The sequence below is a fragment of the Salinicoccus sp. Marseille-QA3875 genome, assembly GCF_054950095.1.
This window is the reverse complement of the sequence record NZ_CM143103.1, coordinates 895,695-914,515: the sequence shown is the minus strand read 5'-3', so window position 1 is coordinate 914,515 and position 18,821 is coordinate 895,695. Positions and strand designations below refer to the sequence as shown.

Annotated in this window: 21 protein-coding genes and 6 tRNA genes; 16 read left to right on the top strand and 11 right to left on the bottom strand. The window is 42.6% G+C overall.

Annotated features, from left to right (window positions below):
• The first annotated feature begins 181 nt into the window (after positions 1 to 181).
• The 7 genes from folP (at position 182) to ACY8DT_RS04760 (ending at position 6,175) form a co-directional block, all read left to right on the top strand.
• A complete protein-coding gene (gene folP, locus ACY8DT_RS04790) occupies positions 182 to 970 on the top strand; it encodes a dihydropteroate synthase (protein ID WP_462421789.1) in 789 nt (262 codons plus the stop codon).
• Positions 963 to 1,328: a dihydroneopterin aldolase gene (folB, locus tag ACY8DT_RS04785; protein WP_462421788.1), complete on the top strand. Its 366-nt coding sequence runs from the start codon at positions 963 to 965 to the stop codon at positions 1,326 to 1,328. The genes folP and folB overlap by 8 nt, the downstream gene beginning before the upstream one ends.
• Positions 1,328 to 1,795: a 2-amino-4-hydroxy-6-hydroxymethyldihydropteridine diphosphokinase gene (folK, locus tag ACY8DT_RS04780; protein WP_462421787.1), complete on the top strand. Its 468-nt coding sequence runs from the start codon at positions 1,328 to 1,330 to the stop codon at positions 1,793 to 1,795. Before folB ends, folK begins: the two co-directional genes overlap by 1 nt.
• A 115-nt stretch (positions 1,796 to 1,910) precedes the next feature.
• Positions 1,911 to 3,401, top strand: a complete 1,491-nt coding sequence (gene lysS, locus ACY8DT_RS04775) for a lysine--tRNA ligase (protein WP_462421786.1) — start codon at positions 1,911 to 1,913, stop codon at positions 3,399 to 3,401.
• 144 nt (positions 3,402 to 3,545) lie between these two features.
• The gene (gene proB / locus ACY8DT_RS04770) at positions 3,546 to 4,379 is read left to right on the top strand and encodes a glutamate 5-kinase (protein WP_462421785.1); all 834 of its coding nucleotides are present in this window, start codon (positions 3,546 to 3,548) and stop codon (positions 4,377 to 4,379) included.
• A gap of 2 nt (positions 4,380 to 4,381) precedes the next feature.
• Positions 4,382 to 5,653: a glutamate-5-semialdehyde dehydrogenase gene (locus ACY8DT_RS04765; RefSeq protein ID WP_462421784.1), complete on the top strand. Its 1,272-nt coding sequence runs from the start codon at positions 4,382 to 4,384 to the stop codon at positions 5,651 to 5,653.
• A gap of 150 nt (positions 5,654 to 5,803) precedes the next feature.
• Positions 5,804 to 6,175, top strand: coding sequence for a cupin domain-containing protein (locus ACY8DT_RS04760; protein ID WP_462421783.1), 372 nt, complete (start codon positions 5,804 to 5,806; stop codon positions 6,173 to 6,175).
• A gap of 44 nt (positions 6,176 to 6,219) precedes the next feature.
• Here the strand turns inward: ACY8DT_RS04760 and ACY8DT_RS04755 are convergent, their stop codons facing one another.
• Complete coding sequence (locus ACY8DT_RS04755) at positions 6,220 to 7,089, bottom strand: helix-turn-helix domain-containing protein (protein ID WP_462421782.1); 870 nt, start codon at positions 7,087 to 7,089, stop codon at positions 6,220 to 6,222.
• A gap of 438 nt (positions 7,090 to 7,527) precedes the next feature.
• Between ACY8DT_RS04755 and ACY8DT_RS04750 the strand changes: the two genes are divergently transcribed.
• The 6 genes from ACY8DT_RS04750 (at position 7,528) to ACY8DT_RS04725 (ending at position 8,109) form a co-directional block, all read left to right on the top strand.
• Positions 7,528 to 7,600 (top strand) — tRNA-Val (locus ACY8DT_RS04750).
• Between the two features lie 18 nt (positions 7,601 to 7,618).
• Positions 7,619 to 7,693 (top strand) — tRNA-Gly (locus ACY8DT_RS04745).
• Positions 7,694 to 7,748: 55 nt separating this feature from the next.
• Positions 7,749 to 7,822 (top strand) — tRNA-Pro (locus tag ACY8DT_RS04740).
• A 9-nt stretch (positions 7,823 to 7,831) separates the two neighbouring features.
• Positions 7,832 to 7,913: transfer RNA gene (locus ACY8DT_RS04735), tRNA-Leu, on the top strand.
• 23 nt (positions 7,914 to 7,936) lie between these two features.
• Positions 7,937 to 8,009: transfer RNA gene (locus ACY8DT_RS04730), tRNA-Ala, on the top strand.
• 26 nt (positions 8,010 to 8,035) lie between these two features.
• Positions 8,036 to 8,109: transfer RNA gene (locus ACY8DT_RS04725), tRNA-Ile, on the top strand.
• A gap of 102 nt (positions 8,110 to 8,211) precedes the next feature.
• Here ACY8DT_RS04725 and pdxR read toward each other — a convergent pair.
• Positions 8,212 to 9,546, bottom strand: coding sequence for a MocR-like pyridoxine biosynthesis transcription factor PdxR (pdxR, locus tag ACY8DT_RS04720; protein ID WP_462421781.1), 1,335 nt, complete (start codon positions 9,544 to 9,546; stop codon positions 8,212 to 8,214).
• 101 nt (positions 9,547 to 9,647) lie between these two features.
• Here pdxR and pdxS point away from each other — a divergent pair, with 101 nt between their 5' ends.
• Positions 9,648 to 10,508: a pyridoxal 5'-phosphate synthase lyase subunit PdxS gene (gene pdxS, locus ACY8DT_RS04715; RefSeq protein WP_462421780.1), complete on the top strand. Its 861-nt coding sequence runs from the start codon at positions 9,648 to 9,650 to the stop codon at positions 10,506 to 10,508.
• Between the two features lie 42 nt (positions 10,509 to 10,550).
• Here the strand turns inward: pdxS and ACY8DT_RS04710 are convergent, their stop codons facing one another.
• From ACY8DT_RS04710 to ACY8DT_RS04670, 9 genes are all read right to left on the bottom strand, one after another.
• Positions 10,551 to 11,543 (bottom strand): ABC transporter substrate-binding protein, encoded by a 993-nt coding sequence (locus ACY8DT_RS04710; RefSeq protein WP_462421779.1) that lies wholly within the window; start codon positions 11,541 to 11,543, stop codon positions 10,551 to 10,553.
• A gap of 21 nt (positions 11,544 to 11,564) precedes the next feature.
• Positions 11,565 to 12,344, bottom strand: a complete 780-nt coding sequence (locus tag ACY8DT_RS04705) for an ABC transporter permease (protein WP_462421778.1) — start codon at positions 12,342 to 12,344, stop codon at positions 11,565 to 11,567.
• Complete coding sequence (locus tag ACY8DT_RS04700) at positions 12,277 to 13,119, bottom strand: ABC transporter ATP-binding protein (protein WP_462421777.1); 843 nt, start codon at positions 13,117 to 13,119, stop codon at positions 12,277 to 12,279. The genes ACY8DT_RS04705 and ACY8DT_RS04700 overlap by 68 nt, the downstream gene beginning before the upstream one ends.
• Positions 13,120 to 13,229: 110 nt before the next feature.
• Entirely contained in the window at positions 13,230 to 13,772 is a 543-nt protein-coding gene (locus ACY8DT_RS04695; protein WP_462421776.1) for a hypothetical protein, read from the bottom strand.
• Positions 13,766 to 14,392, bottom strand: a complete 627-nt coding sequence (locus ACY8DT_RS04690) for a lysophospholipid acyltransferase family protein (protein WP_462421775.1) — start codon at positions 14,390 to 14,392, stop codon at positions 13,766 to 13,768. Before ACY8DT_RS04690 ends, ACY8DT_RS04695 begins: the two co-directional genes overlap by 7 nt.
• Positions 14,393 to 14,403: 11 nt before the next feature.
• Positions 14,404 to 15,342, bottom strand: coding sequence for a phosphatidate cytidylyltransferase (locus tag ACY8DT_RS04685; RefSeq protein ID WP_462421774.1), 939 nt, complete (start codon positions 15,340 to 15,342; stop codon positions 14,404 to 14,406).
• Positions 15,339 to 15,944: a CDP-alcohol phosphatidyltransferase family protein gene (locus ACY8DT_RS04680; protein WP_462421773.1), complete on the bottom strand. Its 606-nt coding sequence runs from the start codon at positions 15,942 to 15,944 to the stop codon at positions 15,339 to 15,341. Before ACY8DT_RS04680 ends, ACY8DT_RS04685 begins: the two co-directional genes overlap by 4 nt.
• Before the next feature lie 103 nt (positions 15,945 to 16,047).
• Positions 16,048 to 16,266: a hypothetical protein gene (locus ACY8DT_RS04675; protein ID WP_462421772.1), complete on the bottom strand. Its 219-nt coding sequence runs from the start codon at positions 16,264 to 16,266 to the stop codon at positions 16,048 to 16,050.
• 102 nt (positions 16,267 to 16,368) lie between these two features.
• Positions 16,369 to 16,971 (bottom strand): hypothetical protein, encoded by a 603-nt coding sequence (locus tag ACY8DT_RS04670; protein ID WP_462421771.1) that lies wholly within the window; start codon positions 16,969 to 16,971, stop codon positions 16,369 to 16,371.
• A 160-nt stretch (positions 16,972 to 17,131) separates the two neighbouring features.
• Here ACY8DT_RS04670 and ACY8DT_RS04665 point away from each other — a divergent pair, with 160 nt between their 5' ends.
• Together ACY8DT_RS04665 and ACY8DT_RS04660 are read left to right on the top strand one after the other, a co-directional pair.
• Entirely contained in the window at positions 17,132 to 18,124 is a 993-nt protein-coding gene (locus ACY8DT_RS04665; protein ID WP_462421770.1) for an MsnO8 family LLM class oxidoreductase, read from the top strand.
• Positions 18,125 to 18,223: 99 nt separating this feature from the next.
• A complete protein-coding gene (locus ACY8DT_RS04660; protein ID WP_462421769.1) occupies positions 18,224 to 18,700 on the top strand; it encodes an SRPBCC domain-containing protein in 477 nt (158 codons plus the stop codon).
• Positions 18,701 to 18,821 lie beyond the last annotated feature (121 nt).

The window sequence follows — 18,821 nt, the reverse complement described above, 5'->3', positions numbered from 1 at the left end:
TGTAATATATTTGGGATGCTCAAGCTGCAGACAGATCATCAGATCTGCCTGCAGTTTTTTTACGGAAATTTTCAGCCGTGGGTTGATTTCGCAGAACTGGACTTTTAAAGTGTGGAATCGTCAGTTTGAAACATGTTATAATGTGTCTATTCAAATTCTACAAGAGTAAGAGGTATGTGCTATGAATAAATTGAAAATCATGGGAATACTCAACATCACCCCGGATTCATTCAGTGATGGCGGTAAATACCGTGATACTGAAAGTGCTGTGGAACGTGCACGTGAAATGGTCGGTGAAGGTGTTGATATCATCGATGTTGGCGGCTATTCGACGCGGCCGGGATATACAGAGATTTCGGAACAGGAAGAAATTGATCGCGTGAAACCTGTGATAGAAGCGATTAAAGATTTTGGAGTTGAAATTTCAATAGATACATTCCGTTCGACTGTGGCAAGAGCTGCAATGGAAGCGGGAGCGACGATGATAAATGATCAGTGGCGCGGCACTTATGATGAAAAGATTCTCGATGTTGCTGCTGAATTCGATGCGCCCATTTTCTTAATGCACAACAATGATCATGGAACTTATGAAGATGTGGTCGAAGATATGATCAGAGAATTACAGGAGTCTGTGGACCTTGCACTTGAACATGGTGTAAAGAAAGAAAATATATGGATTGATCCAGGCATAGGATTTGTTAAAACACGCCAGGAGGAGCTCGAGGTGATGAGACGTCTGGATGAACTGGTCGCAGTGGGCTATCCGGTTCTTCTGGCAACAAGCCGCAAGCGCATGATCAAGGAACTAATAGAGGGCGAATCGAAAGCTTCTGAGAGAGATACGGCCACTGCTGCCACAACGATTTACGGTATGGAAAAAGGTGTCAGAGCGGTGCGTGTCCACAATATAGAAATTAACCGCAGACTTGCAGATGCCTATGTCAAACTACAGGAAGATTTAGATGGATAACATTAAAATAAACGGCATAAAAATATATGCTTATCATGGGGCACTGGATGCAGAGCGTGTATTGGGACAGTTTTTTATTACTGATGTCACAATGTATCTGGATTTGAAAGATGCATCTGTGAACGATGATCTGAATGCAACCGTACACTACGGGGAGGCTTATCAATTAATCGAAGATATAATGAAAAGCGAACCCGTCAGCCTGATTGAACATCTGGCAGAAAAAGTATCACAATCACTATTTGACCAGTATGGTAAAATACAGGAAGTAGAAGTGACGATTACAAAACCGAGTCCGCCGATAGACGGACACTATGACAATGTGAGTATAACTCTGAATAGAAGGCGGGAGAGCTAATGGCAAATGTTTATCTGGGCCTGGGCAGTAACTTGGGAGATCGTAAAGAAAATTTGGAAAAAGCGATTGAAGCACTTAATGATTTTGAAGAAATTGAAGTGACCAATAAGTCATCCATTCTGGAAACAGAACCTTACGGCAAAACAGACCAGCCGGAATTTATGAATATGTGCGCAGAGATCAGTACGCGTATGTCTCCGCTCAGTCTTCTTGAGACGGTACTGGGAATAGAGCATTCTCTGGGAAGAGTCAGAGAAGAAGTATGGGGCCCTAGAATTATAGATATAGACATTCTCCTTTATGAAGATCTGGAGCTGGAACTTGATGATCTTTCCATCCCTCATAAAGAGATGCATCTGCGCAGCTTTGTATTGGAACCTCTTTCAGAAATTGCACCGTACATGAAACATCCCACACTTGACAAGCTTGTAATAGAGCTTAAAGAAGAGTTGGAAAGAAGAGAATGACATCCTGAAAAATCAGTGCGTGATTAATCTGTGCTGAGATTGTAGATGACTCTTCATTAGAATTAGAAATAGACAGGAAAAATAACAGTTTAATATATTTAAGGAGTGTTTTTAGTTGACTGAAGAAATGAATGACCAGGTAAGTGTCAGAAGAGAGAAAATGCAGGAGTTGATCAATCTTGGCATCGATCCTTTTGGTGCGAAGTTTGAACGTACGGCGTATTCAGATGAACTTGTGAGAGATTGGGATGAATTTTCAAAAGAAGAACTTGAGGAAAAAGAAAATGAATCAGAAACAGTCATTGCAGGGCGCCTGATGACTAAACGCGGGAAAGGTAAAGCCGGTTTTGCGCATATCCAGGATATCAACGGCCAGATACAGATTTATGTAAGGAAAGATCAGATTGGTGAAGAAGATTTTGATAACTTGTGGAAACATGCGGACCTCGGAGATATCGTCGGGGTCACGGGCGTCATGTTTAAGACGAATACCGGCGAATTATCAGTTAAAGCAAGTGAATTCAAACTTCTGACGAAAGCACTCCGCCCTCTGCCTGATAAGTATCATGGACTGAAGGATATAGAAGAGCGTTACCGTAAACGTTACCTGGACCTGATAACAAGTGAAGAATCGAAAGGTACATTTATAAAACGGAGCCGTATCATTCAGGAAATGCGTAATTATTTAAACGAAAGAGGCTTCCTGGAAGTTGAAACACCAATGATGCACATGATAGCAGGCGGTGCACAGGCAAAACCATTCATCACTCATCATAATGCATTGGACGTTGAACTTTTCATGCGTATCGCAATTGAACTGCATCTGAAAAGACTGATAGTCGGCGGACTTGAAAAAGTTTATGAAATTGGCCGGGTATTCAGAAACGAAGGTATTTCTACACGCCACAATCCCGAATTCACAATGATTGAACTGTATGAAGCTTATGCAGATTACTATGACATTATGGATCTGACTGAAAACCTGATTGCGTATATTGCTGAAAAAGTGACAGGCAGTTCCACAGTGAAGTACGGTGAACAGGATATAGAGCTCGGCACAGGGTGGAAACGTGTGCATATGGTTGACCTTATAAAAGAAGAGACTGGTGTGGACTTCTATGATGTCGAAACGGATGAAGAAGCCCATGAACTTGCCAAGGAACATGGTATCGAAGTCAAACCGACGATGCAGTATGGTCATATCCTGAATGAATTCTTCGAACAAAAAGTGGAAGAAACTTTAATACAGCCGACATTTGTATATGGTCATCCTATTGAGATTTCTCCATTGGCAAAACAAAACCCTGATGACCCGCGTTTTACAGATCGCTTTGAGTTATTTATCGTTGGACGCGAACACGCGAACGCGTTTACAGAGTTGAATGACCCGATAGATCAGAGAAGGCGTTTCGAGTCACAAGTTGCTGAAAAAGAAGCCGGCAACGATGAAGCCCATGATATGGATGAAGATTTCCTCGAAGCATTGGAATACGGCATGCCTCCGACAGGCGGTCTTGGAATCGGTGTGGACAGACTCGTTATGCTGCTCACAGATTCAGCAAGTATCCGTGATGTACTGCTATTCCCTTACATGAAGCAGAAATAATTAGATAGAACAGACATTGCAGATCCCGAAACTCTCGGGATTTGCATTTTTTATGCATGAAAACGTATTCATTTTAAATAGGGGTTTATTTATATGCGCTTTAATGTATAATTACAATCATTATGAATCTCGGGAGTGGTACATATGAGCATTGAATTATCAAAGGGGCATAAACGCATAGTCGTTAAAATCGGTACAAATTCAATAATGAAATCAATAGACAAAATCAACTATCATAAGATCGACCGTCTTGCTTATGTCTGTTCCACACTCAGACAGCAGGGACATGAGGTGATTCTCGTGGCTTCAGGCGCAGTGGGCGCCGGTGCATGCACTTTGAATATGGACTCGTATCCTGACAATATAGCTGAAAAACAGGCACTGGCTTCTGTCGGGCAGAGTGTCCTTATGAATCTTTACAGCCGTTTCTTCCAGCATTACGACCAGCATGTCGGACAAATATTGATGACGAGGGATATCGTCAGTTATCCTAATGCATATGAAAACTGCCAGACGACAATCAATTCTTTACTGTCTAATAAAATCATTCCGATTATTAATGAAAATGATGCGGTGTCCGTGGACGAATCCGGACGCAGGTCAAAATTTGGAGAGAATGATACATTATCGGCAGTCGTCACAGAGGTGACCGAGGCTGACCTGCTGATCATTTTAAGTGATATAGAAGGGCTGTTCGATGCCAACCCGCATACTGAAACGGATGCGAAATTAATTCCTTATGTGAGCGAAATCAATGATGACATACTTGCCATGGCAGGTGGTGCCGGCTCGGTGTTTTCAACCGGCGGCATGGAAACGAAACTGAGCGCAGCCAAACGTGTCATGGATAACAATCAAGCCATGGTGATTGCTTCAGCTGAAAATCCAAATATCATATTTGATATTGTGGATGGAAAAGAAGTCGGGACTCTGTTTAAAAAAGAGCTGCCGGAACTATCGATACAGGGAGATGATTGATCATGAATGAAAATACAGTGACAGAAAATACGGTACTTGAAGAACTTGGAAAAAAAGCGAAACAGTCGGCAAGAATTTTGAGAGGACTGTCAGCAAGTGATAAAAATGAAGCGCTGCTGGCAATGGCAGAAGCGCTTAAAGATAACCAGGAGAAAATTTTACAGGCAAATGCCGAGGATATTAAAAACGGTCAGGATAACGGCCTGACCGAAGCATTGGTGGAAAGACTGACATTGAATGAAGAGAGAATTGAAGGCATGGCCGGCGGTCTTGTTAAAATGGCCGGACTTGAAGATCCGACGACTAAAAGTGACGGACAATGGGTAAATGAAGCCGGTCTGTCAATCAGCAAAAAAAGAGTGCCGCTCGGTGTTGTCGGCATCATATATGAATCACGCCCGAACGTTACTGCAGACGCTTCAGGACTTTGTTTAAAAGCAGGAAATACAGTCATTTTGCGCGGTGGAAAAGAAGCGATGAACAGTAACAAGGCAATTGTGGAAGTGCTGCAGGGCGGCTTGGCTAAAACGAATGTACCAGACGACAGCATCCAACTCATAAAAGATCCTTCAAGGGAACTTGCAGCGGAGTTCATGCAGTTCAATGAAGGTGTGGACTGCCTCATTCCAAGAGGCGGTGCCGGTCTGATCCAGGCAGTATTGAAGAAGGCAACGGTACCGGTCATTGAAACGGGCACCGGCAACTGTCATATGTACATTCATGAATCGGCGGATTTCGATATGGCAAAATCGATACTCATCAATGCCAAAACCCATAGAGTGTCAGTATGTAATGCTTTGGAAACTCTATTAGTTGATAAGAGTATTGTACAAGAGATATTGCCGGAACTTGCTCAGGCCCTGGATGAAGCCGGAGTGACGATACATGGTGATGAAACAGTTTGCGGATTGGTGGAAAATGCTGTATCTGCAGAGGAGTCGGATTTTACAGATGAGTATCTGGGTTATGATATCGCAGTAAAAGTGGTGGACGGTTACGACGAGGCAATCGGACATATAGAGAAATATTCTACAGGTCATTCCGATGTGATTGTGGCGAAGGATTACCAGGCCATTCAGGATTTTCTGAACGATGTGGATTCCGCAGCAGTGTATGTGAACGCTTCTACACGTTTTTCCGACGGTGAAATGTTCGGTTTCGGCGGAGAAATCGGCATCAGCACACAAAAACTGCATGCCAGAGGACCGATGGGACTGGAAGCATTGACCAGCTATAAATATGTTGTGGAAGGCTCCGGCCAGATCAGGGAATGACAATCGCAGGGATTCTGTATTGTTTAAGCTATTTTCATTAAACGAGCCGACGCGGGATTTTTATTTCCAGCTGTTCCAGTTTTCATCATTACAATATATTTTAAAAACATGTTATTTTTAAGATACACAGATTTGAAAGGGGATAAGTCAATGACTGCAGAAAAGATTTTTCCGGAAGGTGAACAAAGGACAGATAATTTTACGGGTGAAGTGTATCATAACGTGCTGTTCAAGGAGGGAGCACCCCTCAATACGCCGATAGCGAATGTAACTTTCAAGCCGGGCGGCAAAACAAAGTGGCATTCCCACGAAGTCGGACAGGTGCTGCTCGTCACTCACGGTGAAGGATGGTATCAGGAAGAAGGCAAAGAACCTGAAACGATTAAAGCGGGTGATGTCATCAATATAGGCAAAGATGTCGTTCATTGGCACGGTGCGAAGAAAGACAGTGAACTTGTCCATCTGGCAATGACAGTAGGCACGATAGACTGGATGGAGCCTGTGGAAGACACAGGGATTTAAGAAGAAAGGCCGTAAGTACTGAAATGGGTACTTACGGCTTTTCATTATCCGGATACGATCTGGTCATAGTGACTTTGAAAGTTTTGTGCAAGCTGATCGATTTTTAAATCTTTAAAGGTGGATATCGCCTGCTGCATTGATTTTAAGCCGTCTTCTTTCTGGCCCGTTTTATAAAGATAAAAACCGGCTAAGTAAATGGAGACGTTTCTTTCATAAAGCAGATACTGGTCCATCTCAAGAAGTTCTGTAAGTTTATCCTGAAATATTTTACTCTGCTCCGTTTCACCATTTTCAAGCAGAGTGAGTATGACATTGATCAATGTCTGTATTGTAATGACGCGGTGTTTTTTTATTTCCTGATAATATTTCGTATTGCTGATCATTTCATTTGTCAGAGTGACAAGAGTATTTGTATTGAACAGTGAAATGGAGTTGGCGAAAAGGACGATTTCATAATGGCACCATATATCCACTTCAAGGAGATGGTCGATCAGCTTCTCTTCCATTTCGGGTTCTTTAGTCTTTTCGTTCTTAAGATCTTTCAGCAGAGCAGACAGCATTATTGCATTCAGCTCAAAGAATTTAACATTCTTCTGTGAATATTTTTCAAGCTGTTCATTTCTTAATTCAATTATCCGGCCGGCGTCATTCTTTATGTAATGCTCTTTCATTGTCACTATAAGCTGCTCAAATTCACTCAACTCAAATTCCTGTTCAGCATGAAAGAATTCTTCAATTGTAATATTCAGCTTGTCCAGGATGACTAATAATTTATTGATGGTTATTTCGCTGACTCCGCGCTCAAATTTGGATAATTGTGCAATGGACAGATCGGTATCGCAAACTTCCTTCATGGTCAGGTTTCTTGACTGCCTGAACTCTCTGATCAGCATTCCAATAGATTGATTAGACATATGAATCCCCTCCATAAGTTGTCAGTTATAAGCATTATAGTTAAAAATGACTGAAAAAAGAAAGTATTTCATCTTTTAATTTTCATATATGAAAATTTTTAAAGAACAGTCTGAACATGTAGTATAATAAAATTATTAACAAAGGGGGAGATACAATGACAAAAAGAATTGTTATGTCAATGATTTTAGCAGTAACAGGCATCCTCACAATTGTTGGTGAAAAAAGTATTCCGATCGACGCGATAGCACAATTAATTTAAGTTTATAAGGTATTTAAGCAGAATACTTTATATAGATTGGCACCCATAAGCAAGTAGAATCACTTTTAGCTGAAGGATTCTACTTGCTTTCCCTTTTTACACTTTTAAATATTAAGGATATGTTGACATTGTAATGATTTTTGTATTATCATTAATAGGCACTCAACATTAGTGAGAGGGAGAATTAGCTCAGCTGGGAGAGCATCTGCCTTACAAGCAGAGGGTCGGCGGTTCGAACCCGTCATTCTCCATTTGAATAATTTTTAAAGGCGGAAGTAGTTCAGTGGTAGAACACCACCTTGCCAAGGTGGGGGTCGCGGGTTCGAATCCCGTCTTCCGCTCCATTTTTATTAAGCGGTCATACCGTTTTATTTTTTTGAACAGATTTAATTATAATTGCGGGAAGTAGCTCAGCTTGGTAGAGCACTTGGTTTGGGACCAAGGGGTCGCAGGTTCGAATCCTGTCTTCCCGATTTTCATCCGCGGGTGTGGCGGAATTGGCAGACGCGCTAGAATCAGGATCTAGTGTCTTCGGACGTGGAGGTTCAAGTCCTCTCACCCGCATCTTTCTTATTATATTCTATTTTGGGGGCTTAGCTCAGCTGGGAGAGCGCCTGCCTTGCACGCAGGAGGTCAGCGGTTCGATCCCGCTAGTCTCCATTTTTTTATTTTCAATTACATAACCGGGGCCTATAGCTCAGCTGGTTAGAGCGCACGCCTGATAAGCGTGAGGTCGGTGGTTCGAGTCCACTTAGGCCCACTCATAAACACATGGAATGTATTCCATGTGTTTTTTCATGGCCAAAATAATTTGGGCTCTGCTTCAAATCAGATTGATGGTCGTTAAATTCGAGGCAGATTTTTATTGATATACACTTTTTAAAAATATATCCAATGTCTGAATAATATCTTCTGTACTCTCTTCACCGATGCCGACAATCACTGAATCATTAAAATGGTCGTCCACTGAATAATTGTTTTTACTGATCAGCTGATGTTGCAGAACAAGTGGTCGTATATCATGCCCTGGACAACTCAGAATAAAGTGCATACCGGTATGGTCACCGGTGATACTCACGGCAGGATGGGCTGATTTCAGCCATTCTGTAATCTGCTGCATCTTTTTTTTGTAGATTTTACGGACTCTGTTGATATGCCTGTTTAAATATCCTTCAGAAATATATCTTGCGACAATATGCTGCATCTGTCTTGAAACGTTGCAGGACAATTTTTCTGTATAATATTTTTCGGAAAGTGGTTTGGGCAGAACCATTACAGAGAGCCTCAGGGAAGGGTACAATGATTTTGAAAATGTGCTCATATATATCGTCCGGTCATTCTGGTCAAGTCCCTGCAGAGAAGGCAGGGGTCTGCCGGTATATCTGAATTCACTGTCATAATCATCTTCGATGATGTACACATCATTTTCCAGTGCGTAATTCAGCAGCTGGATGCGCTTTTTCAAGGACAGCACCACGCCGCTCGGAAATTGATGGGATGGAGTGATATGGACGACAGGATTTTTGTTGGTGATGACGTCTTCAAGATTGATGCCGTCGGAATCCACACGTGCAATATCATGGGTCAGTTTTAAATGTGAAATCACTTTTTTCACTATCGGATACCCTGGATTTTCAATCGTCATCGTTGGATAATCAAGCAATAATAAAACCTGCTGCAGCAGGAATTCTGTCGACGGACCGATGAATATTTGATCGATGGAGCAGGAGACTCCCCGGTTGAAATGCAGATAATCCGAGATGGCTTCCCTGAGTTCATGCTCACCGCTGTTTTCTCCCGGGTTGAGCAGATCATGCTGGTCGAATACTTCTCTTGAAATCTGTTTGATGACCTCCCTTTGCACAATGGAAGTATCAATTGTACCGAGGGCCAGTTTGAATTTTTGCTGCGCTGGCTTTACAATATAAGGTATTTCTTTCGGTGTCGTTTTGAGCAGATCGATCGCTGATACATAGAAACCGCTCTTTTCCACACTGTACACAAGGTCTTCATCGAGAAGCTGATTATAGGCGCGTTCGATGGTAGTCATACTGACGTTCAAATCCATTTTCAGCTGTCTTTTACTCGGTAACTTGGCGTTGTTTTTGATTTCACCTTTTAAAATTTGTTTTTTAATTTCCTGATAAAGCTGTTCATATAAGCTCAGCCCACTTTTTGGATCTAGTTTTATATACATGATCTGACCCCTATATTATTTGGTAATCTGACACTTTGTAAGAGTCAGTTAATCATCTAGAATATATCATAAGTTAATAATATAAGAAAGTGGGATGTAAGATGGCTCAGGAAAAACTGGCAATGCCTTATAAAGGTGTAATCATGGATGTAGTAAATGCGGAACAGGCAAAGATAGCAGAGGCTGCAGGCGCAGTCGCTGTAATGGCACTGGAGCGTGTGCCCTCTGATATCCGTGCTGCAGGAGGCGTCGCGCGTTCAGCAGATCCGCGTATCATAGAAGAAGTGGTGGAGGCAGTATCGATTCCGGTCATGGCCAAGTGCCGTATCGGACATATTTCAGAAGCGCGTGTACTTGAAGCGATGGGTGTCGACTTCATTGATGAATCAGAAGTTTTAACGCCTGCGGATGAAGAGTATCATCTGTTGAAGTCCGATTACAGTGTACCGTTTGTATGCGGCTGCCGTGACCTTGGTGAAGCGGCAAGACGTATCGGTGAAGGATCCAGAATGTTGCGCACAAAAGGTGAACCGGGTACAGGCAACATCGTCGAAGCGGTCAGGCATATCAGAAAAGTGAATCAGCAGGTAAAGCAGATTTCAGTATTAAGCGATGATGAACTGATGACATTCGCTAAAGATCTGGGCGCGCCATATGAGGTTTTGAAAGAGATCAAGGAACTGGGCGGACTTCCGGTCGTCAATTACGCAGCAGGCGGTGTCGCAACCCCGCAGGATGCAGCGTTAATGATGGAGCTGGGTGCTGACGGAGTGTTTGTCGGCTCAGGTGTATTCAAATCAGAACAGCCTGAGAAGTTCGCAAGAGCGATTGTTCAGGCGACTGAAAACTATCAGGATTATAAATTGATCGGTGAGCTCGCAAAAGAGCTTGGCACACCGATGTCGGGCATTGATGTACGGACACTTCCTGAAAATGAAAGAATGCAGGACCGTGGATGGTAATATAAAAAAGCACTCAACAATTGGTTGTTGAGTGCTTTTTCATTATTGTTCAGAAGTGACTTTATCTATGAATTCTGTGTCGATCAATCCTTCGATGTCATCACTTGACATGTAATCTGCTTCATAGCTGATCGTTGCCATTTCCTGAAGTACTTCTTCGTCCAGTTCATGAGTCGGGTAAAGACGTTCGCTTGCTTCAAGTGTTTCTTCCACACTCAGTTCGCTGCCTGTGATTTCAGTGATATGATCTACGAAAATATTAACCGCTTCCTCACGGTTCTCTTCGATAAATTCAATTGCTCTTGTATGTGCACGTAAGTAACCTTCAGCCAGTTCGGGATTTGCTTCTGTAAATGCATTTCTTGCAGTGACTACTGTCATTGTGGAATCTGCACCCCAGCCGAACTCATCTTCATCCAAAAGAATATCTGCATTCGTCTGATTTTCTAAAAATACTCCCCAAGGTTCCTGAGTTGCTGCAGCAGCTACATCGCCCTGCAGGAATAATGTCGATGTATCAGCCGGTGCCTGCGGATTAAGGCTTACAGTCCCGCCGGAGTCATCAATATCCAGTCCGGCTTCATGAAGTGCTTTTCTCAGCATGATATCCTGAGTCGAACCTATTGTCGGTACAGCTACACTTTTACCATCTAAATCTTCAACTGATTCAATGCCTGAATCTTCTGCTGTTGCGAGTACGGCACCGCCGTTAACTGCACCTGCAATGATTGAGTGTGCAGGGTTTCTCATAAATGTTGTCGTAGCCGGTGAGGGTCCGACAGTACCAATATCAAACTCTTCGGTAGACATTGCTTCCATAAAAGCACTGCCGTTCGGGAATGTCATCGTATCAATTGAAATATCTTCCCCGAATTCTTCTTCAAAGTATCCGTTCTGTAAAGCGACAACAGTCGTGATGTGCGTCAAGTTCGGGAAGTAGCCGATTCTGACCTCTTCAGCTGCTTCTTCCGAACTGTTACATCCCGCAACTACTGCAAGAGACAGCGCGATAATTCCCAATATGATTTTTTTCATGTATATCCTCCTGAATTTTATTTAAACAGTCTGACCGTAACGGCGTGCGACTGCACGTTCCATACGTAAGAAAACCTGATTGTCTATAATTGTTCCGATGACACCAATGACAATCATGATGGACAGAACCAGATCCATTGCCTGGATTGAACGTCCCAGGTCAAGTAAGTAACCGAGCCCGCCTGTTGAGCCGAGCAGTTCACCGGCCATGATTGCACGCCAAGCAAATGCCCATGCTACGCGCAGTCCTGAAATGATATGTGGAACTGATGCGGGTATGATGACCGTCCTCAGCAGGTGTGAACCTGAAGAGCCCAATGTTTTTGCGGCATCCATATAGATTGATGGCACATTTTTAAATCCTGTGCTCGAGTTCACAGTCATTGTCCACGTTGCTCCGATTGCCACTATGAAAAGGATGGAGGCATTGCCGAGACCGAACCAGACGATCGCAAGTGGGAACCACACAATACTAGGAATGGACTGCAGTGCTGTAACAAAGAATCCCAGCGTATCGTCGACCCATTTATAGCGGGCAATAAGGAATCCGAATGTTAAGCCGAGTACGACAGCGATCGAGAAGCCGATCAATAATCTGATCAGCGTTGTTCCTGTAGCAGTCACAATCTGCCCTGACATGATGCTCCCTATGAGCGTGCCAATGACGGTGACACCCCCGGGCTCATTCGGAATGATGATAGGAGGGAACATGAATGTAGGGAAGAATCCAAGCTTAGATATTACTTCCCATATCCCGATGATCACTGCTACGAAGATTATCCGTCTTAAAACTGTAGTCATCACCAAACTCCTCCTTTAACACTTTTTCCATTTCAACTTCAAGCTCTGCCATGACACGTCTTTCGAGATCGACGATGACACTGTCCGCAGGATCACGGGGGCGTGCAGACTGAACGGTAAAAGATTTTTTTATTTTGCCGGGGCGGGTACTCATGAGAAGTACACGGTCGGACAGTGTCAATGCTTCACGAATATTATGCGTAATAAATAAAATCGTATTGCCTGTATTTCTCCAGATATTCTGAAGTTCCTTATGGAGTACGAGTCTTGTCTGTTCATCGAGCGCTGCAAATGGTTCATCCATCAATAATACTTCTGGATCCATTACGAGCGCCCGTGCGATAGCCACACGCTGTTTCATCCCTCCGGATAGTTCATGGGGGTAGGCATCTGCAAAATTGATAAGATGCACCATCCGCAGGCCGTCCATTGTTTTTTCTTCTATTTCTGTTTTGGACATGTTTTTCAGATTCAAGCCGTAAGATACGTTCTCCTTTACGGTCATCCATGGAAATAACCCGCCTTCCTGGAAGACGACGATGCGGTCTGTACCGGGTTTATCGACTTTTGTACCGTTGACCAGCACTTCACCTGAAGTCGTTTTTTCAAGTCCTGCGATTAATTTCAATATTGTCGACTTTCCGCAGCCGGAAGGTCCGAGAAGAGAAACGAACTCACCTTCTTTAATATCAAAGTTGATATCATCCAATACTTGAAGCTTTTGCTTTTGATCTTTTTTAAATTCTTTATGTACGTCTTTCAATTGTACTTTCAAGTCCGTTCACCTCACAAATTAAAGTCATACCAAACTAATAGGAATATTAACTGAAAAATACCGGTAAGTCAATATACATTAATCAAGTCAACAAAAAATAAAATGGATATTCAGAAAGGGTGGATGGAAAAATAGATTGTGTAGACAACCACCCAAACAAAAAGCCAGATCAAGGTTTTAACTTTTAAAGACAAATATCTAAAAATCTTGTGGGAAAGTAAATATGCGAGCAGTGAAACGATAATGAATCGTATTAATCGGGCAGGGATGGAAAATAATATGAAGATAAATACATTAGTGTAAAGTGGTGCGAAACTTGCAAACAATTTATAGGGCACGCCGAATAAAGGTCCTGTAACCAGGGCCAGAAAAGTATTGGCTGACATTTCAGCCTTCACATGATCGAGCATATATGTGTGGATGGCGGGGACTGACAGCATAAAATCAACGACATTGGCGTGATTGGTGGTGCTCATCATGAATATGACGGCGCCGCCGGAGGCGGCACCGGTGATGCAGACGATGTTCATTAGAAAAATCTTCTTTAAGTTGTCATTCTTTAGAGCATAATAGCTCAGCAGGACATCCGGAATTATGAAGAAAAAGGTAGCTTCACTGAGACCCCATATAAAAGATGCAATCATCATTACCATTCTTTAAACTGACCCTCCTCTCCAAGATTATCCATTCGTTCATTTAAAGTGTCCATGAATTCCTTGCGGTTTTCATTGTATTTAAATGAGTCACCGATGAGAATATCAACAAAGAACGGCACGAAAATAAAAGATCCTTTCGGCAGAGCTTTGCCCAGGCCGTATAGAAATACCGGAACAATATCAATATCAGGCACTTCCCGCATCAAGTAATAGATGCCGCTTTTGTATCTGCTGAGCTGTTCAGCCTCACCTCTTGAGCCTTCAGGAAATAATATGATGATGCTGTCATCTTCCAAAGCGTCAAGAATCGGTGAAAACATGCCTTGGATATCCTTCGTCATCTTTCTTTCTATCGGGATGATATTCATGACTTTAGTAGAAAAGAAAGCCAGGAATTTATTCTTCATAAAGTAATCCCCGGCAGCCACCGGACGGACTTTTTGAAAGCTTTTCCCGTGAAACAATGACATCAGTACAAGTGTATCCAGATGGCTGTTATGATTCGCAATGATTACAACAGGGCCGGACGCCGGGAGCTTCTCCCTGTGCCGTATATTAATTCCGAGTACAAACAGTATGACCGGCCTGACTAAAATGGAAAATAATAAACTTCTCATTTATCCCACCCTTAAAAGTAAAAGAATCGAGCAAAGTGAAAGAACAGCGGTGCCGTGTATGTCAGTGAGTCCACGCGGTCCAGGATACCTCCATGGCCGGGGATCAGTGCTGAAGTATCTTTTATATTCAAGTCACGTTTCAAAGCGGAAATATTAACATCGCCGATAAATCCGGTCAGACCGATATAGAGCCCTGCAATGATACTGCCGGTCAAAGTGAAAGGAGTGATCAACGGAGCCAGCACTACGGCGAGTACTGTCGTTGTCAGTACGCCGCCGAAAAAGCCTGCCCATGTCTTATTCGGAGAGACCTTCGGCAGAATCTTCCGTTTGCCGAGTGATTTCCCCCATAAAAACTGTGCGACGTCATTCGCCTGAGTAAGAACGACCAGGAACAAAACAAGCCCGGCACCGAGCACGCTGTTTTCCTTTCCCGGAAGAACGAGCAGGTAGGCGAGGTGCGACAGGCCGAATACCATGAGCATCAACCCCCACTGAACAGAAGCGACTGACTGAAGAAAATTTTTCGTTTCTCCGACTATGATTGCCTGAATCGGTATGAGCAGGAACATATACACAGGTATGAAGACGATGAACATGCCGTAAAATTCAAAGTATATGAATAAAAACTGAATCGGTATTGCGATATAGGACCAGAAAATAACGAGACGGTGCGCCCGGTTGAAAGGAATCAGTGAAAAATATTCCTTTAATGCAAGGAACGACAATATTCCCATGAATATCAGTGATATTGTCGAATGGATAACGAGGGCGAAAGTGAAGATGAAGAACATCACCCACCATGATTTGATGCGCAGCATCACTTCGTCCACCGTATGTGAAGGTTTCTTTTGTTTTAAAAACAAAGTGATTGCGGTTGAAACTACTAAAATCGCGACGATGCCGATAAGCACGTAAAGCACTTCATCTGTCAGTACATTGAAATTCATACTTTGTCCTCCAATCCATTTTTAACTCTTGTATATATATTGATGACGATTAAAATTGAAGCAATCAGAAATACAATCCATAAGTACTGTGTGAGTGGATCCCAGAAAATCAGTGACACCGATATTGCGCCGATTAAAAAAGCACGGTCGCTTTTACCCATCGGTCCACTATACTGCCTGACGCCTGAAATATTTTCACCCATGACACCTGCCATTTCACTGATGATGGACAATATGATAAATATGATGACTGTCACAGGATGTGGATCGGCGATCAATATGAACGGTAAAAACAGAGCGGAATCACTGATGACGTCCGTCAGCTCATTCAAGTATTTTCCCAGTCTGGATTGCAGGTTGAAATCTTTGGCAAGGACGCCGTCAACCGCATTCAGTGCCATACGCACAAACATGAAGACCGGGATGACGATATAAATCCAGGTTGAACTGTAATTGAAATAAAAAAGCACGCCGATCAATAATGAAAGAAGGCATGCAAAAATGGTCACCTGATTAGGTGTGATATTCATCCTGTGCAGGAAATTGACAATCGGCTTCAATAACTGCTGGAATTTAGGCTTCAATTCGTAAATACTGATCATAGTAATCCGCCCCCTGATATAATCATATTACACAATGTGAAATTTTACGACAATAAAAATATACCCGGACAGGAAATCATTTCCTGTCCGGGTATATTGCCTGTTATGAAATTTTAGCTGCAATCCATCTGCCCAGGTGTTTGGTGATAAAAAGGGACAGTATGAACATCACGCCGATATTAAGTATATGGAGCACCATCGCCCAGTTAATATTCGGTGTGATGAAAGTTAAAATATATGCTGATGTAACATATAACAGCGCGAATACTGTAATGAAAGTTATGAATTTGACTAGCAGTGAATTTAAATGTTCACGTGACAAAATGATCACCCGGCCCACAATTTATATTTACAATTATTATATCAAATTGAGTCGGTGTTAAATGGCTGAGATTTGACGAAAAATAAACAGCTCCCGGGCATTTTATTCCGAACTTTTGGATGATTTTGCTTTTATAAAAATTGCGAGCAGAATAATCGGCAGGGCGATAAGGGTCAAGTACTGCAGAATCCAGGCGGTAACATCAGTCATCACGTCGAAAGGGTTTAAAATTCTGGCAAGTGAATAGACTGCAAGAATGACGAAAATGAAACGGTTGACCCACGCATCTGTCGTGAATAGGAAATAAAGAGCCAAAGCAAGAACTACTGTGAAAATACTGACGACAATCAGGTCGATTACCGATGATTCCAAATCAATGATATAAAGTGATTCGAAAAAGTCGTGTAATGAAAAGATAAGAATCAGTTTAGCAGCCGCAAATAATATTAAGAAGCCCACCGTTGGCAGCAATTCATTTTTTGTTGATTTTTCTTTACCGGCCATTATCCCTTTTTTTGCAAGCGGTACCATGGCGACAATCAGGAATGGGACGATGATCATAAGCCAGCTGACTGTGAACCGTGAAAAGATGATAAGCACCAGCATGTAGAAAAAGATAAAGTATATATGAAAAAGCGCGACTGTTATCCAGAATTCATTTTTACTGTCTCTGGTCCTGTTGTTTTCAGCTTGTGATCCGGTCATGATAAAACCCCTCGTATTTTATGGATTTGTTACTTTGAGAATATATTATTCGTATTCCAATGTAAAACAGGCAGTTAAATTGAATGAAAGGATGACAACTGATAATATTATTTCTAATTTGGAAATTAACTGGATGAAGATTTTGAAAGGGTGGCTTTAAATGAAGTTGAGCGTATTGGATCAAGCGCCGGTAACGATAGGAAATGAATCCGCTGATGCACTTGTTAAAGCGGAAGAACTTGCGGTATTGGCAGATGAACTGGGGTACCACCGGATGTGGATGGCGGAACACCATGGAACAAAATCCCATGTGAGTTCTGCACCGGAAGTCACTGCAGCAAGGCTTGCCGCTAAAACCGACAATATCAGAATTGGTACGGGCGGTGTCATGATGATGCACTATTCACCGTTGAAACTGGCTGAAGTATTTAAAACACTCAGTGCATTTTCTCCAGGCAGAATTGATTTCGGTGTCGGACGGGCTCCGGGCGGAGACCACTTTGCGATGTATGCACTTGCTGAGGGCAGGCAGCCGAAGATGGATGATATGTATGACAAATTTGAAATTGCCATGCAGCTGATTAATGATGAAGTGCCGGAAGGCAGGTTATATGGTTCAACACCGGCTTTTCCTTCCAATGTAGTACTGCCCGAAGCATGGATGCTCGGCTCAACCGGTAACAGTGCGGTTCAGACGGCGGAAATGGGAGCGGGTTACTCTTTCGCGCAATTCTTCAACGGTGAATTGTCGAAGGAAATACTCGATATATATAAAGAAAGGTTCAAACCATCTGCGCTGATGGAGAAACCTGAGATCAACGTATCCTATATGGTGACGACCGCTGAAACTAAAGAGGAAGCGGAATATGAAGCATTGCCATATGACATTTCAAGACTGATGCTGCAGCAGGGGCGCATATCCCAGACGATGACGCCGGAAGAAGCGCAGAATTATCCGCTCAGTGAGCTCGATAAGATGAGCATCAGGGAAGGACGTAAACTTCATCTGGTAGGCGATGCAAAAGAAGTTGCAGAGCAGTTGAAAAATGAGCAGGAAATGTATGGTTTTGAAGAGGCGATGATCTGTAGTATCCCGCATTCTCAGGAGAAGCGTCTCGACGTTTACAGACTATTGGCAAAAGAGCTTTTATAGTCAGAAAAAGCAGTGCATGAGTGCACTGTTTTTTTATTGTGAGACTATTTGTTATACTTAAAGTGATCAAAATTCAAAAATGGGAAGGGGACTATAAACATGAGGGCGGATTATAATACTGATGATTATAATGCATATCAGACAATAGAGATAGAAATCGATGCGACGGCAGAAAACACATTTCACTATATTGGAACTGCAGATGGTATAAAACAGTGGTTTCCAGAATTGAGGTTCGACGATGAACCGAGACCGGAAAAATTGGTGTTCACTCTTGGAGACGATGATTGGGAATACATGGATGTACTGGAATTCAGTGATAAGAAGAGAATCATCTTTACATGGCATGCCGGTGATATAGAGATGGAACTTGATGAAGGGAACGGCGGCAAAACAGTGCTGACACTTAAAGAAAGACTGCCGCTCACAGTTGAGAATATTGTGCGTGACTTTACAGGCTGGTATTTCCAGGCGCAGAATATTAAGCAAATCTCTGAAACTGGAGAACCACATGAGCTTGATCAGGAAGCCTTTAAAAATCAGGAAGAAGCCATTAAGAAACAACTGGGATTATAGATGAACTGTTGATACATGCCAGTTTAAAATAAAGTAAAGTGGATTGCCGGTCACTGGGAGTTGTGAGTGACTGGAAAAAGTGGATTGCCGGTCACTGGGAGTCACGAGTGCCTGGAAAAAG